This window comes from Streptomyces sp. NPDC003720, from assembly GCF_042875075.1.
GTDB lineage: Bacteria > Actinomycetota > Actinomycetes > Streptomycetales > Streptomycetaceae > Streptomyces.
Genome location: NZ_JBIANZ010000009.1, coordinates 157,501 through 173,021, shown reverse-complemented (window position 1 = coordinate 173,021; position 15,521 = coordinate 157,501). Strand labels below are relative to the sequence as shown.

The following is a 15,521-nucleotide window of genomic DNA, read 5'->3' as shown; positions in this document are numbered from 1 at the left end:
CGCCGACGCATACTGGAGCGGACGTGATCACCGGTCGCGAAGCCGCGGCCGACGACCGCCCGAGGGGGCCCTGTTGCCGTTCACACTCAGCCACGCGGCGGCCGTACTGCCCGCCGTCCGCCGGGACGGCGGCGGACGGGGCCGGCTGGTGCCCTCGGTGCTCGTCGCGGGGTCCTTCGCGCCGGACGTCACCTATTACGCGGCGAGCGTCCGGCGGGACGCGATGGAGTTCGGGACGGTCACGCACTCCTTGCCCGGGGTGGTCGGCGTGGACGCCCTGATCGCCTGGGCGCTGGTGGGCTTGTGGCTGTTCGTGCGGGAGCCGCTGGTGGCGCTGCTCCCCCGGGCCCGCCAGGGGCGTGTGGCGGCTCTGCTGCGCTGCGGCGCGCCACGCGCGCGTGTCAGCGCGGGCTTGCTGCTGTGGGGTTACGTCTCGGCGGTGCTCGGCGCCCTGACGCACGTCGTGTGGGACGCGTTCACGCACCACGACCGGTGGGGGTCGCGACTGGCCGGTTTGGGCGGGGTGGTGGCGGGCCTGCCGCGGTACACGTGGCTGCAGTACGGCTCGTCGGCGCTGGCGGCCGTGGTGATCGCCGTGTTCCTGGTGGGGGCGCTGCGGCGGGCGCCCGCCGGGGCACCGGCAGGGGTGCCCGCGCTGTCGGTGCGGGACCGGTGGTGGGCGGCGGCCGTGATCGGGGGCTGTGCCCTGGCAGGAGCGGTGCAGCGGGCGGCGCGGTGGTGGGCGTACTGGGGTACGTCGGTGCGGCCGCTGGATCTGGTGCCGACCCTGTGCTTCGGGGTCGGGGCCGGGCTGCTGCTCGGGGTGCTGCTGTACGCGGCCGGGGTCAGGGTGTGGCGTCCGGTCCGGGTTCCGGGCGGTCCTGGCGGGGTGGTCGGTGCGGGCCGGGACCGGTCGGCGGCTCGGTGAGGGCGGCCACGAAGACGGTGAGGGTGTGTCTGGGGCGGGCCCGGGGGATCGCGGTGAGCAGCAGCGCCAGGTAGGCGCGGGCGAGGTCGGCCCAGGCGCGCCGGTCGGCGGTGCGGCGGAGTCGGGCGCGCGGCCGGCGCAGCAGGCCGGCGACGGCTTCGCGGGCGGCCGCGGTCCGGACGAGGGGGATGCGGGCGGTGCTTGCGCCGGGCGCGAGGGCCGGGACCGGTGAGGCGGCCGCGGGCGCGCCGGCACCGCTGCCGGTCTCGGCCCGGGCGCCGCCCCGTACCTCGTGGGTCCGGCGGTGGAGCATGCGTATACCCATGCCCGCAGTGTTGCGGCTGCGGGCACGGGGCTGCGTTCTGGCGGGGTCCACGTGAGTGAAGAACCCCGCCGGGGCTCCGCCGGTCAGGGGTGCGGCGCCCCTGCCGGTGTCGGACCGGTCAGGGGTGCCTACGCCGGTGCGGTGCCCCATCCGGGACACCGGACCGGCGTCAGTGTGCCGCCGACTCCCAGTCGCGGCCGACGCCCACCGAGACGTCCAGCGGGGCGCGCAGCTGGACGGCGCCGGCCATCTCGCGGCGGACCAGTTCCTCCACGGCCGCGCGCTCGCCGGGGGCGATCTCCAGCACGATTTCGTCGTGCACCTGCAGGAGCAGGCGGGACTTCAGGTCCGCCTCGCGCAGGGCCCGGTCGACGTCGAGCATGGCGATCTTGACGATGTCGGCGGCCGTGCCCTGGATGGGGGCGTTGAGCGCCATGCGTTCTGCGGCCTCGCGGCGCTGGCGGTTGTCGCTGTTGAGGTCGGGGAGGTAGCGGCGGCGTCCGAAGAGCGTCGCCGTGTAGCCCGTGGCCCGTGCCTCGTCGACGACGCGGCGCAGGTAGTCGCGGACACCGCCGAAGCGCTCGAAGTAGGTGTCCATCAGGCCGCGGGCCTCGGCCGCCTCGATGTTCAGCTGCTGGGAGAGGCCGAAGGCGGACAGTCCGTAGGCCAGGCCGTACGACATCGCCTTGATCTTGCGGCGCATCTCCGCGTCCACCGCGTCCCGCCCGACCGAGAAGACCTGGGAGGCGACCGTGGTGTGCAGGTCCTCACCCGTGGTGAACGCCTCGATCAGGCCCGCGTCCTCGGACAGGTGGGCCATGACGCGCAGCTCGATCTGGCTGTAGTCGGCGGTCATCAGGGACTCGAAGCCCTCGCCGACGACGAAGCCGCGGCGGATGGCCCGGCCCTCGTCCGTGCGGACCGGGATGTTCTGCAGGTTCGGGTCCGTGGACGACAGCCGGCCGGTCGCGGCCACCGTCTGGTTGAAGGTGGTGTGGATGCGGCCGTCGGCGGCGATGGTCTTGATCAGGCCCTCGACGGTGACGCGGAGCTTCGCCTGCTCGCGGTGCCGGAGCATGATGACCGGCAGCTCGTTGTCAGTCTGGGTGGCGAGCCAGGCCAGGGCGTCGGCGTCGGTGGTGTAGCCGGTCTTGGTCTTCTTCGTCTTCGGCAGCGCCAGCTCGCCGAAGAGGACCTCCTGGAGCTGCTTGGGCGAGCCGAGGTTGAACTCGTGGCCGGCGGCGGCGTGGGCCTCCTTCACGGCCTGCTGCACGGCGCCCGCGAACGTCTGCTCCATCGCCTCCAGGTGGGCGCGGTCGGCCGCGATGCCGTCGCGTTCCATGCGGGCGAGCAGGGCGGAGGTGGGCAGTTCCATGTCCCGCAGCAGGTCGGCGGCGCCGACCTCCTGGAGGCGGCCCTCGAAGGCCTCGCCCAGGTCGAGGACGGCGCGGGCCTGGATCATCAGGGCCTCCGCCTCGGCTCCGTCGTCCGCGCCGAAGGCGAGCTGGCCGTCGGCCGCGGCGGCGGGGGCCAGCTCGCGGTGGAGGTACTCCAGGGACAGGGCGTCCAGGTCGAAGGAGCGGCGGCCCGGCTTGACCAGGTACGCGGCGAGCGCGGTGTCCATCGCGACGCCGTCGACGCGCCAGCCGTGCTCGGCGAGGACCCGCATGGCGCCCTTGGCGTTGTGGAACACCTTCGGGCGGGCGGCGTCGGCGAGCCAGCCGGCGAAGGCGCGCTCGTCGGCCTCGTCCAGCTCGGCCGGGTCGAACCAGGCGGCCGCCCCCCCGGCCGCGGCGAGGGCGACCTCGGCGACCGAGCCGGTGCCCAGCGCCCAGGTGTCGACGGTGGCGACGCCGAGGGTTCCGGTGCCGTGCTCGGTGAGCCAGCCGGCCAGCTCGCCGGTGCGCAGGACGGCGCCGTCCAGCTCCACGCCCTCCGCCACGATGGGGGTGGCCTCGGCCTCCTCGCCGCCGGGGTCGACGGCGAAGAGCCGCTCGCGCAGCGACGGGTTGCGGATCTCCAGGGTGTCCAGGACCATCGCGACGGTCTTGCGGTCGTACGGCGCCCGCTCCAGGTCGGTGACCGTCTTCGGCAGCTCCACCTCGCGCTCCAGCTCGGTGAGCAGCCGGTTGAGCTTGACGGACTCCAGGTGGTCGCGCAGGTTCTGGCCCGCCTTGCCCTTGACCTCGTCGACGCGCTCGACCAGTTCCGCGAACGAGCCGAACTGGTTGATCCACTTCGCGGCGGTCTTCTCGCCGACGCCGGGGATGCCGGGGAGGTTGTCGGACGGGTCGCCGCGCAGGGCGGCGAAGTCCGGGTACTGGGCGGGCGTCAGCCCGTACTTCTCGAAGACCTTCTCCGGGGTGAACCGGGTCAGCTCAGAGACGCCCTTCGTCGGGTACAGCACGGTCGTGTGCTCGGTGACGAGCTGGAAGGAGTCCCGGTCGCCGGTGACGATCAGCACCTCGAAGCCCTCGGCCTCGGCCTGGGTGGCGAGGGTGGCGATGACGTCGTCCGCCTCGAAGCCCTCGACGGCGAAGCGCTGCGCGTGCATGGCGTCGAGCAGCTCGCCGATCAGCTCGACCTGCCCCTTGAACTCGTCGGGGGTCTTGGAGCGGTTCGCCTTGTACTCGGTGAACCGCTCGGAGCGCCAGGTCTTGCGGGACACGTCGAAGGCCACCGCGAAGTGGGTGGGCGCCTCGTCACGCAGGGTGTTGGCCAGCATCGACGCGAAGCCGTAGATCGCGTTCGTCGGCTGGCCCGTCGCGGTGGTGAAGTTCTCCGCGGGCAGCGCGAAGAACGCGCGGTAGGCCAGCGAGTGCCCGTCCATGAGCATCAGCCGGGGACGGCCGCCGGGGGTGCTGTCGGTCTTCTTCGATGCTGTGTCTGCCACGTCCCCGATCCTGCCACGCCCCACTGACAGCCGGGACCGGTCCGACCCGCGGCGGGCGCCGGAGCGACCCGGCACACCGCCGTCGCGGGCGGCGGCCGGGGGCCCGCGCGCCCGCAGTGGCCGCCCCGGCGGCCTGTCGGCGCCCCGTGGGAGGATCGGTGGCGTACGTCTCACACGCAGTCGAAGGGGAGCGGGCGATGGCGACGAAGCCGCCCAAGGGTGATCCGGTCCAGGACGCGCCGCAGGTCGCGGAGCCCAGGCACACGGCGGCGGGCCTGCCGGCCGTCGGCCACACCCTGCGCATCGCCCAGCGGCAGATGGGCGTGCGGCGCACCGCGCTGACCCTGCTGCGCGTGAACCAGAAGGACGGCTTCGACTGCCCGGGCTGCGCCTGGCCGGAGCCGGAGCACCGGCACAGGGCGGAGTTCTGCGAGAACGGCGCCAAGGCGGTGGCCGAGGAGGCCACCCTGCGCCGGGTCACCCCGGAGTTCTTCGCCGCGCACCCCGTCGCTGATCTCGCCGGGCGCAGCGGGTACTGGCTGGGCCAGCAGGGCCGGCTCACCCATCCCATGTACCTCGCCGAGGACGGCACGCACTACGAGCCGGTCACCTGGGAGCGCGCCTTCGGCATCGTCGCCGAGGAGATCTCCGCGCTGGCCTCCCCGGACGAGGCGGTCTTCTACACCTCCGGCCGCACCAGCAACGAGGCCGCGTTCCTCTACCAGCTCTTCGCGCGCGAACTGGGCACCAACAACCTGCCGGACTGCTCCAACATGTGCCACGAGTCGTCCGGTTCGGCGCTGTCGGAGACCATCGGCGTCGGCAAGGGCAGCGTCCTGCTGGAGGACCTGCACCGGGCCGACCTGATCATCGTGGCCGGGCAGAACCCCGGGACGAACCACCCGCGGATGCTCTCCGCGCTGGAGAAGGCCAAGGCGAACGGCGCGCGGATCATCAGCGTCAACCCGCTGCCCGAGGCCGGACTGGAGCGGTTCAAGAACCCGCAGACCCCGCAGGGCATGCTGAAGGGCGCCGCGCTCACCGATCTGTTCCTGCAGATCCGCATCGGCGGCGACCAGGCCCTGTTCCGCCTCCTGAACAAGCTGATCCTGGAGACCGAGGGCGCGGTCGACGACGAGTTCGTGCGGGAGCACACGCACGGGTACGAGGAGTTCGCCGAGGCCGCCCGCGCCGCCGACTGGGAGGGAACGCTCGCGGCCACCGGTCTCACGCGCGCGGAGATCGAGCAGGCGCTCGGCATGGTCCTCGCCTCGCGGCGGACCATCGTCTGCTGGGCCATGGGCCTCACCCAGCACAAGCATGCGGTGCCGACCATCCGCGAGGTCGTCAACTTCCTCCTGCTGCGCGGGAACATCGGCCGTCCCGGCGCGGGCGTGTGCCCGGTGCGCGGTCACTCCAACGTGCAGGGCGACCGCACGATGGGCATCTTCGAGCGGCCCGCGCCGGCCTTCCTGGACGCGCTGGAGAAGGAGTTCGGGTTCGCGCCGCCGCGCGAGCACGGCTTCGACGTCGTGCGGGCCATCCGGGCGCTGCGCGACGGCGAGGCGAAGGTGTTCTTCGCCATGGGCGGCAACTTCGTCTCCGCCTCCCCCGACACGGAGGTCACCGAGGCGGCCATGCGGCGCGCGCGGCTGACCGTGCACGTGTCGACCAAGCTGAACCGCTCGCACGTGGTCACGGGCGCGCGTGCCCTGATCCTGCCCACCCTGGGCCGCACCGAGCGCGATGTGCGGGGCGGCGGCGAGCAGTTCGTGACCGTCGAGGACTCCATGGGCATGGTGCACGCCTCGCGGGGCCGTCTGGAGCCGGCGAGCCGGCACCTGCTGTCCGAGCCGGCGATCGTGTGCCGGCTGGCGCGCCGGGTGCTGGGCGCGGACAGCAAGGTGCCGTGGGAGGAGTTCGAGGAGGACTACGCGACGATCCGGGACCGCATCGCGCGCGTGGTCCCCGGCTTCGAGGACTTCAACGCGCGGGTGGCCCGACCCGGCGGCTTCGCGCTGCCGCACGCCCCGCGCGACGAGCGCCGCTTCCCGACCGCGACCGGGAAGGCGAACTTCACCGCGGCCCCCGTGGAGTACCCGGAACTCCCCGCCGGGCGGCTGCTGTTGCAGACGCTGCGCTCGCACGACCAGTACAACACCACCATCTACGGCCTGGACGACCGCTACCGGGGCATCACGGGCGGCCGCCGGGTGGTGCTAGTGAACGCCGAGGACGCGCGCGCCCTGGGCGTCGCCGACGGGGCGTACGTCGACCTGGTGAGCGAGTGGCGGGACGGCGTGGAGCGGCGGGCGCCCGGCTTCCGCGTCGTGCACTACCCGACGGCGCGGGGCTGCGCCGCCGCCTACTACCCGGAGACCAACGTCCTGGTGCCGCTGGACGCCACGGCCGACACCAGCAACACCCCGGCCAGCAAGTCCGTCGTGGTCCGGCTGGAGCACGCCCTGGGGGGCGCGGCGGGGGGCGTCCCGGGCGAGCGCCGCCCGCAGGCCCGCCCGGAAGGGCGTCTGGAACAATCGGCGACCGACTGAGCGTTTGCTCAGTGACGTGACAGCTGTACGAGAACGGAGCCGCGCCCATGGGTGAGCAGCAGCAGGTGACATTCCCGCAGGAGGTCGTCGACGAGTACGCCGCGCTCGGCGTCGACCTGCCCGCGCTGTTCTCCGCGGGCCACCTCGGGACCCGTATGGGCGTGCAGATCCTGGAGGCGTCGGCGGAGCGGGTCGTCGGCACCATGCCGGTCGAGGGCAACACCCAGCCCTACGGGCTGCTGCACGGCGGCGCGTCCGCGGTGCTGGCGGAGACCCTGGGCTCGGTCGGCTCCATGCTGCACGGCGGCAGCTCGAAGATCGCGGTCGGCGTGGACCTCAACTGCACCCACCACCGCGGCGCCCGCTCGGGCCTGGTGACCGGTGTGGCCACCCCCGTGCACCGGGGGCGCTCCACGGCGACGTACGAGATCGTCATCAGCGACGAGGAGGAGCGCCGGGTCTGCACCGCCCGGCTCACCTGCCTGCTGCGCGACGTCCGCAAGGGCGACGAGGCGCACGTGCCGCACACCGGCGCCTGACCGCTGTCCGGCGGGGCCGCCGAGGCCCCGCCGGCCCCTTGCCCCCACCCGCGGCCCCGACAGCGGGACCCCGTCACCGCCCTTTCTCCGCCGCCGAGTTGACAGCCCGGCAGGCCGCGGGCCCACTCGCCCCGCCCCTCCCCCGCCGGCCTCCGCGCCGCGCGCCCGAGCGCGTCCGGACGGCGCCGCGCCACACCGCGCCGCGCCACACCGCGCCGCCCCTTTCCGGGACAAAGGGACGCTTCCCCCGCAAGATCACCACAACCGTCCCCATGGGCGGAATGCGGAAAAGCGCCGAAGCCGTCGAGCTCCTTTCCCTTGCAGTAACTCTATGTAATACGCGCGCAATCCAGATTCTCGGTTTCGGCCATCGCGTCCACCCGTCCCAGGGCCGCACAGCAGTCCCGAAAGTCGCCTGCAGCAACAGAGTTGTGTAATTACCAAAACCGTCGAGACGCCTGAACGCGCCGACGCGGTCCTGCGGGTTCTCAGAATGCGGACGGGGCGAATCGACCTGAATTCATGCGTTCCCCCCACGCCGTACCGCTCTGCATTACCTCGTGTCATAACAAGAGCGTCACAGCCTTGGACAAGCACTCCTCCACGTTGTCCACACACGCCTAGAGTCACGGCCAGTCACCGCTCCATCGGGAGTTCGGTACCGGCGCGGCACCCAACACCCCACCACTCGGGGCGAACGTGCCTGCGGAAAGGATCGATTGTGCGACAGCGTTCTCTGGTGATTCTTACCTCCGTTCTGACCACCGGAGCTCTGACCCTCACCGCCTGCGGCTCCCGCAATGACGACAGCAAGGGCGGCGACAGCGGCAACGTGACGGTCACGATCGGCGTCGACGCCCCGCTGACCGGCCAGAACTCCGCGACGGGTCTCGGCATCCAGTACGGCGCCCAGATCGCCGTCGACGACGCCAACAAGAACAAGACCGTCCCCGGCGTCACCTTCAAGATCAAGGCACTGGACGACAAGGCGATCCCGGCCACCGGCCAGCAGAACGCCTCCCAGCTCGTCGCCGACAAGGACGTCCTCGGCGTGGTCGGCCCGCTCAACTCGGGCGTGGCCACCCAGATGCAGCAGACCCTCGCCTCGGCCAACCTGGTGGAGATCTCCCCCTCCAACACCGCGCCCGAGCTGACCCAGGGCAAGAACTGGCAGACCAGCAAGTCCCGCCCGTTCAAGTCCTACTTCCGTACGGCCACCACCGACGCCCTCCAGGGCGCCTTCGCCGCCGACTACGCGTACAACGGCCTCAAGAAGAAGAAGGCCTTCGTCGTCGACGACAAGCAGACCTACGGCGCCGGCCTCTCCAAGATCTTCAAGGCCCAGTTCGCCAAGCAGGGCGGCAAGGTCGTCGGCACCGACCACGTCAACACCGGTGACCGCGACTTCTCCACCCTCGCCACCAAGATCAAGAACTCGGGCGCCGACATCCTCTACTACGGCGGCCAGTACGACGAGTCCCAGGTGCTGACCAAGCAGCTCAAGGACGCCGGCGCCAAGATCCCGCTGTTCGGCGGCGACGGCATGTTCACCCCGACCTACATCAAGACCGCCGGCAAGGCCGCCGAGGGCGACCTCGTCACCTCCATCGGCGTCCCCGTCGACACCCTGCCCGCCGCCAAGGACTTCGTCGCCGCCTACAAGGCCAAGAAGTACCCCGGCGACTACGGCACCTACGGCTCGTACTCCTACGACGCCACCACCGCCATCATCAAGGCCGTCGGCCAGGTCGTGAAGGACGGCAAGGTGCCCTCCGACGCCCGCCAGCAGGTCGTCGACGCCGTCCAGAAGAGCTCCTTCGACGGCATCTCCGGCAAGATCTCCTTCGACGAGTACGGCGACACCACCAACAAGCAGCTGACCGTCTACAAGGTCACCAACGGCGAGTGGAAGTCCGCCAAGAGCGGCGTCGCCAACCCGAAGTAGTCCAGCCGGACACACCGCACCACCAGGGCCGCGCGGCGCAGACCACCGTCACCGCGCGGCCCGCCTTCTACGCCCCCCTTGACTCTCCCCACCACATGGAGGCCATGCGGTGAACACCCTGCCGCAGCAGCTGGCCAACGGGCTGTTCCTCGGCTCGATGTACGGGCTGATCGCCATCGGTTACACGATGGTGTACGGCATCGTCCAGCTCATCAACTTCGCCCACGGCGAGATCTTCATGACCGGAGGCTTCGGCGCACTCACGGTCTACCTCGCCCTGCCGGACGGCATATCCATGTGGATAGCCCTGCCGGCGATGCTCATCGGCGGCGCACTGGTCGCCGTGCTCATCGCCGTCGGCGCCGAGCGCTTCGCCTACCGCCCCCTGCGCGGCGCACCACGCCTCGCGCCACTCATCACCGCCATCGGCCTGTCACTGGCCCTGCAGCAGGCCGTCTTCAACTGGTACCCCGACGCCAAGTCCGCGCGCGTCTTCCCCCAGCTGCCGTTCGGCCCGCTCCACCTCGGCTCCGTGACCGTCCAGAGCGGCGACGTCTTCCTCATCATCGCCGCCCCGCTGTGCATGGCCGTCCTCGCCTTCTTCGTCCGGCTCTCCCGCACCGGCCGCGCCATGCAGGCCACCGCCCAGGACCCGGACACCGCACAGCTCATGGGCATCGACACCAACCGCATCATCGTCATCGCCTTCGCCATCGGCGGCTTCTTCGCCGCCGTCGCCGGCCTGTCCTACGGCCTCAAGTACGGCTCCGTCTCCTACGACATGGGCTTCATCGCCGGCCTCAAGGCCTTCACCGCGGCCGTCCTCGGCGGCATCGGCAACATCTACGGCGCCATGCTCGGCGGCCTCGTCCTCGGCCTCGCCGAAGCCATGGCCACCGCCTACATCGCCGACATCCCCGGCATGCAGCAGCTCGGCGGAGGCGGCTGGGCCGCCGTCTGGGCCTTCGTCCTGCTGATCCTCGTACTCCTCTTCAGACCACAAGGCCTGCTCGGCGAGCGCGTCGCGGACAGGGCGTGAGCACCATGACCGACACCACCACCGCAGCACCCGCCACGGCCACGCACGGGCCCGTCCCGCTGCCGCCCGCCGCCGCCCGACTGCTCATCGCCATCGGCGCCGTGGGCACCATCGCCAGCACCTTCATGAGCTGGACCTGGACCCCCGCGTTCCCCGGCGACCTCACCGTCTACGGCTACCCCGCGGGCCTGCAGATCCTCGCCCTCGTGGCCGGCGCCCTCACCCTGCTGTTCTCCCTCACCCTGTGGAACATCAAGGGCCTGCGCTGGCTCAACCCCGCCGGCGCCACCTCCCCCGTGTTCCTCACCGCCCTGTCGGCGTTCACCGTCTGCTGGTTCACCGGCATCGCCATCGCCGTCGACCTCGACGGCCTGGTCAACCTCGACCCCGGCGCCTACGTCGCCATGGCCGCCTCCGCACTGCCCGTCGTCGGCGCCCTCGCCCTGCCCCACCCGGCCCCCGGCACCGGACTGCGCGGCTACCTCACCAAGCCCCAGCAGCCCCGCCCCGGCACCCTGTCCCCGCTCCTCGAGCGCGGCGTCATCACCGCCGGCACCGCCATCGCCCTGATCGCCTTCACCTACGGCATCGGCATCGACAACGACGCGAGCGAAACCTTCATCGGCTTCCTCCTCCTCGTCATCTTCGCCGCCTGGGGCCTGATGCACACCGGCCTCGTCGACCGCTACGCGACCATGGCCGCCCAGCACAAGGGCTTCGCCTCCGCGCTGGCCTTCCTCGCCGCCGTGATCTTCCCGTTCACCCAGAGCGACGACCACAACGCCAACGTCGGCGTCAACATCCTCATCTTCGCCACCGTCGCACTCGGCCTGAACATCGTCGTCGGCCTCACCGGCCTCCTCGACCTCGGCTACGTCGCCTTCCTCGGCGTCGGCGCCTACGCGGCCGCACTCGTCTCCGGCTCCGAGTACTCCCGCTTCTCCGGCGTCCACTTCCCCTTCTGGGCCGCCGCCCTCACCGGCATGGCCGCCTCGCTCGTCTTCGGCGTCCTCATCGGCGCCCCCACCCTGCGACTGCGCGGCGACTACCTGGCCATCGTCACCCTCGGCTTCGGAGAGATCTTCCGCATCACCGTCAACAACCTCGACGGCGACTCCGGACCCGACATCACCCGCGGCCCCAACGGCATCACCCAGATCCCGGACCTGGACATCCTCGGGTTCAAGTTCGGCGAAGCACACGAGATAGCCGGGTTCACACTCGGCCGCTTCGCCAACTACCTCTTCCTGATGCTCATCGTCACGGCCATCGTCGTGCTCGTCTTCACCCGCGCCGCCGACTCCCGCATCGGCCGCTCCTGGATCGCCATCCGCGAGGACGAGACCGCCGCCACGGCCATGGGCATCAACGGCTTCCGCGTCAAGCTGATCGCCTTCGCCCTCGGCGCCTCCCTCGCCGGCCTCGCCGGCACCGTGATGGCCCACGTCAACTACAGCGTCAACCCGCAGCCCTACCAGTTCGCCGGCGCCGCCCCGCCCAACTCCGCCTTCCTCCTCGCCGCCGTCGTCCTCGGCGGCATGGGCACCGTCAGCGGCCCCCTCCTCGGCGCCAGCGTCCTCTACCTGGTCCCCGAGAAGCTCCAGTTCCTGCAGAACTACGAACTGCTGGCCTTCGGCATCGCGCTCGTCCTGCTGATGCGCTTCCGGCCGGAGGGCATCATCGCCAACCGCCGCCGCCAGCTCGAATTCCACGAAATCGGCCAACTCGACGTCCCCGAACAGAGAACGCTCACCGACGAACCGGCCGCCACCAAGGCAGGGGCGTAAAGAACCATGACGACACCTGTACTCGAAGCCCGTGACGTCACCATGCGCTTCGGCGGCCTCACCGCCGTCCGATCCGTCGACTTCACCGTCAACAGCGGCGAGATCGTCGGCCTGATCGGCCCCAACGGCGCCGGCAAGACCACGTTCTTCAACTGCCTCACCGGCCTGTACGTGCCCACCGAGGGCACCGTCGCCTTCCGGGGCAAGGTGCTCCCGCCCAAGCCGCACCTGGTCACCCAGGCCGGGATCGCCCGGACCTTCCAGAACATCCGGCTCTTCGCCAACATGACGGTCCTGGAGAACGTCCTCGTCGGCCGCCACACCCGCACCAAGGAGGGCCTCTGGTCCGCCCTCCTGCGCGGCCCCGGCTTCCGCAAGGCCGAGAAGGAGTCCGAGGCCAAGGCCATGGAACTCCTCGAGTTCGTCGGCCTCGCCGCCAAGCGCGACCACCTCGCCCGCAACCTGCCCTACGGCGAACAGCGCAAGCTGGAGATCGCCCGCGCACTCGCCAGCGAGCCCGGCCTGCTGCTCCTCGACGAGCCGACGGCCGGCATGAACCCGCAGGAGACCCGGACCACCGAGGAACTGGTCTTCGCCATCCGGGACAAGGGCATCGCCGTCCTCGTGATCGAGCACGACATGCGCTTCATCTTCAACCTCTGCGACCGCGTCGCCGTCCTCGTCCAGGGCGAGAAGCTCGTCGAGGGCACCTCCGACGTCGTCCAGGCCGACGACCGGGTCGTCGCCGCCTACCTCGGCGAACCCTTCGAGGGCGACCCCGGCCAGGCCGAGGCGGCCGAGGCCGAGGCCGCCGAGGTCGAGGCCGCCGAGGTCGAGGCGGCGGAGACCGCCGCCGACGCCGGAACCCCGGCCGCGGCCCCGAAGACCGACGCCGAGCCCGAGCCCGCGCAGGCCGAGTCCACCGGCCCGGACGACGCCGCACCCGCCGACGCCGGCACCACCGGCGGCCCGGAGAGCGGCGCGGAGAGCACCAGCACCACCAAGGGAGACACCCAGTGACCGCACTGCTGGAGGTCGAGGACCTCAGGGTCGCCTACGGCAAGATCGAAGCCGTCAAGGGCATCTCGTTCAGCGTCGAAGCCGGCCAGGTCGTCACCCTCATCGGCACCAACGGCGCCGGCAAGACGACCACCCTGCGCACCCTCTCCGGACTGCTCAAGCCCAGCTCCGGAAAGATCCTCTTCGACGGCAAGCCACTCGCCGGCGTCCCCGCGCACAAGATCGTCGCCCTCGGACTCGCCCACTCCCCCGAGGGCCGGCACATCTTCCCGCGCCTGTCCATCGCCGAGAACCTCCAGCTCGGCGCCTTCCTCCGCAAGGACAAGGAAGGCATCGAGAAGGACATCCAGCGCGCCTACGACCTCTTCCCCATCCTCGGGGAGCGCAGGAAGCAGGCCGCCGGCACCCTCTCCGGCGGTGAGCAGCAGATGCTGGCCATGGGCCGGGCGCTGATGTCCCAGCCCAAGCTGCTGATGCTCGACGAACCCTCCATGGGCCTGTCGCCGATCATGATGCAGAAGATCATGGCGACGATCGTCGAGCTGAAGGCTTCCGGCACCACGATCCTGCTCGTCGAGCAGAACGCCCAGGCGGCGCTCTCGCTCGCCGACCAGGGCCACGTCATGGAGGTCGGCAGCATCGTCCTCTCCGGCACCGGACAGGACCTGCTGCACGACGAGTCCGTGCGCAAGGCGTACCTCGGCGAGGACTGACCCCGCCGCGCACCGCCGGTACGACGAGGCCCGCGTCCCCCTTCTCCGGGGCGCGGGCCTCGTCCTGTGCGCGGGGGGGCTCAGCCCTTCTTCGCGGACTTCTTCTCGTCGTTGTCCGCGATGACCGCCTCGGCGACCTGCTGCATCGACAGACGCCGGTCCATCGACGTCTTCTGGATCCAGCGGAACGCGGCCGGCTCGGTCAGCCCGTACTCCGTCTGCAGGATGGACTTCGCGCGGTCCACCAGCTTGCGCGTCTCCAGCCGCTGGGTGAGGTCCGCGATCTCCTTCTCCAGCTCCCGCAGCTCGGTGAACCGGGACACGGCCATCTCGATCGCCGGGACGACGTCGCTCTTGCTGAACGGCTTCACCAGGTACGCCATGGCACCGGCGTCCCGGGCCCGCTCCACCAGGTCGCGCTGCGAGAACGCGGTGAGCATCAGGACCGGGGCGATGGACTCCTCGGCGATCTTCTCGGCCGCGGAGATGCCGTCGAGCTTGGGCATCTTCACATCGAGGATCACCAGGTCCGGGCGGTGCTCGCGGGCCAGTTCGACGGCCTGCTCGCCGTCCCCGGCCTCGCCGACGACGGTGTAGCCCTCCTCCTCCAGCATCTCTTTCAGATCGAGCCGGATCAGGGCCTCGTCCTCGGCGATGACGACACGGGTCGTCAGCGGAGGCACGTGCGACTTGTCGTCGTCGGGCACGTCTACGGGCTGGGGCGACTCGGGGGAGGTCACTCGGGCTCCTTGTTACGAGGCAGGTCGGTACTGCTGACAAGAGCCTACCCAGCTGCGGTAAGGTGGTCAGGCAGCGGGTCGAGGTAAACCTTCGATTCACCGGGCCCCGGTAGCCCAATTGGCAGCAGGCAATGGATTCAAAACCCATACAGTGTCGGTTCGAGTCCGACCCGGGGCACTTTTCCTTCGATCCGAAGGTCACCATTCACGAGCGGATTTCCACATTCCCGTGAAGCTCCACTCTTCTCCGCGTGTCACAGCGATCGCCTTCGCAGAGTGGCCGCATGTACGACGTCAGCACCCGTAAGCAGGCTCTCGCGCTTGTCGCGCAGGGCCGCAGCCTGAACGCGGTGAGCCGCGAGACCGGTATCTCGCGCGCCGCGATCCGTTCATGGCAGGTCCGTCTCGAACCGCTGTCCCGCCCAGCGCCTCCGCCCGGGCCGCCTTCCGACGCCCGCGCATACGCGTACCTGCTGGGCCTCTATCTCGGCGACGGGTGCATCAGCCCGCACCCGGGCGGCGGTTACTACCTCAGGATCGCGTGCGCCGACACATGGCCCGGGCTCATGCGGATGTGCTGCGAGGCCATCGCACGTGTACGCCCCGGGGTGCGGGTCCATACGCTCCGCAAACAGGGCTGTGCGATGGTGACCAGCTACCACCGGCACTGGCCCGTCCTGTTCCCCCAGCACGGTCCCGGCAAGAAGCACGAGCGACGGATCGTCCTGGAGCCCTGGCAGCAGGACATCGTCGACGAGTACCCCTGGGAGTTCGTCCGCGGCCTGATCCACTCCGACGGATGCCGTGTCACCAACTGGACGACTCGCCTGGTCGGCGGTGAGCGCAGGCGCTACGAGTATCCCCGCTACTTCTTCACCAACGTCTCCGACGACATCCGGCGGCTCTACACGGACACACTCGACAGGCTCGGGATCACGTGGACCCACTGCACCCGCAACGGCGACCCGTACAACATCTCCGTCGCCCGAAAAGCCTCCGTAGCCCTCATGGACGTGCACGTGGGCCCCAAGTACTGAGCC

Annotated in this window: 12 protein-coding genes and 1 tRNA gene; 10 read left to right on the top strand and 3 right to left on the bottom strand. The window is 70.8% G+C overall.

Features of this window, described 5'->3' with window-relative positions:
* Positions 1–73: 73 nt before the first annotated feature.
* Positions 74–928, top strand: coding sequence for a DUF4184 family protein (locus ACFYU0_RS25125; RefSeq protein WP_389304287.1), 855 nt, complete (start codon positions 74–76; stop codon positions 926–928).
* Here the strand turns inward: ACFYU0_RS25125 and ACFYU0_RS25120 are convergent.
* Both ACFYU0_RS25120 and polA read right to left on the bottom strand, forming a co-directional pair.
* Complete coding sequence (locus ACFYU0_RS25120) at positions 846–1,253, bottom strand: hypothetical protein (RefSeq protein ID WP_389304286.1); 408 nt, start codon at positions 1,251–1,253, stop codon at positions 846–848. The two genes, ACFYU0_RS25125 and ACFYU0_RS25120, sit on opposite strands and share 83 nt — an antisense overlap.
* A gap of 169 nt (positions 1,254–1,422) precedes the next feature.
* Entirely contained in the window at positions 1,423–4,146 is a 2,724-nt protein-coding gene (gene polA / locus ACFYU0_RS25115) for a DNA polymerase I (RefSeq protein WP_389304284.1), read from the bottom strand.
* Between the two features lie 197 nt (positions 4,147–4,343).
* Here polA and ACFYU0_RS25110 point away from each other — a divergent pair, with 197 nt between their 5' ends.
* The 7 genes from ACFYU0_RS25110 (at position 4,344) to ACFYU0_RS25080 (ending at position 13,741) form a co-directional block, all read left to right on the top strand.
* The gene (locus tag ACFYU0_RS25110) at positions 4,344–6,698 is read left to right on the top strand and encodes an FdhF/YdeP family oxidoreductase (RefSeq protein ID WP_351672399.1); all 2,355 of its coding nucleotides are present in this window, start codon (positions 4,344–4,346) and stop codon (positions 6,696–6,698) included.
* A 47-nt stretch (positions 6,699–6,745) separates the two neighbouring features.
* Entirely contained in the window at positions 6,746–7,237 is a 492-nt protein-coding gene (locus ACFYU0_RS25105) for a hotdog fold thioesterase (protein ID WP_351672397.1), read from the top strand.
* Positions 7,238–7,973: 736 nt separating this feature from the next.
* Positions 7,974–9,182, top strand: a complete 1,209-nt coding sequence (locus ACFYU0_RS25100; protein ID WP_389304541.1) for a branched-chain amino acid ABC transporter substrate-binding protein — start codon at positions 7,974–7,976, stop codon at positions 9,180–9,182.
* 109 nt (positions 9,183–9,291) lie between these two features.
* Complete coding sequence (locus ACFYU0_RS25095) at positions 9,292–10,221, top strand: branched-chain amino acid ABC transporter permease (RefSeq protein ID WP_199210157.1); 930 nt, start codon at positions 9,292–9,294, stop codon at positions 10,219–10,221.
* A 5-nt stretch (positions 10,222–10,226) separates the two neighbouring features.
* Positions 10,227–12,008 carry a branched-chain amino acid ABC transporter permease gene (locus tag ACFYU0_RS25090; protein ID WP_389304539.1) on the top strand — a complete coding sequence of 594 codons (1,782 nt, stop codon included), beginning with the start codon at positions 10,227–10,229 and terminating at the stop codon, positions 12,006–12,008.
* Positions 12,009–12,014: 6 nt separating this feature from the next.
* On the top strand, positions 12,015–13,028 hold the full coding sequence (locus ACFYU0_RS25085) for an ABC transporter ATP-binding protein (RefSeq protein WP_389304281.1): 1,014 nt from the start codon (positions 12,015–12,017) through the stop codon (positions 13,026–13,028).
* Complete coding sequence (locus tag ACFYU0_RS25080) at positions 13,025–13,741, top strand: ABC transporter ATP-binding protein (RefSeq protein WP_351672390.1); 717 nt, start codon at positions 13,025–13,027, stop codon at positions 13,739–13,741. Before ACFYU0_RS25085 ends, ACFYU0_RS25080 begins: the two co-directional genes overlap by 4 nt.
* Positions 13,742–13,821: 80 nt before the next feature.
* Here the strand turns inward: ACFYU0_RS25080 and ACFYU0_RS25075 are convergent, their stop codons facing one another.
* Positions 13,822–14,481 carry an ANTAR domain-containing response regulator gene (locus ACFYU0_RS25075; RefSeq protein ID WP_389304279.1) on the bottom strand — a complete coding sequence of 220 codons (660 nt, stop codon included), beginning with the start codon at positions 14,479–14,481 and terminating at the stop codon, positions 13,822–13,824.
* Between the two features lie 103 nt (positions 14,482–14,584).
* Here ACFYU0_RS25075 and ACFYU0_RS25070 point away from each other — a divergent pair.
* Positions 14,585–14,659: transfer RNA gene (locus ACFYU0_RS25070), tRNA-Leu, on the top strand.
* Positions 14,660–14,765: 106 nt separating this feature from the next.
* Complete coding sequence (locus ACFYU0_RS25065; RefSeq protein WP_351672388.1) at positions 14,766–15,518, top strand: helix-turn-helix domain-containing protein; 753 nt, start codon at positions 14,766–14,768, stop codon at positions 15,516–15,518.
* Positions 15,519–15,521: the final 3 nt, after the last annotated feature.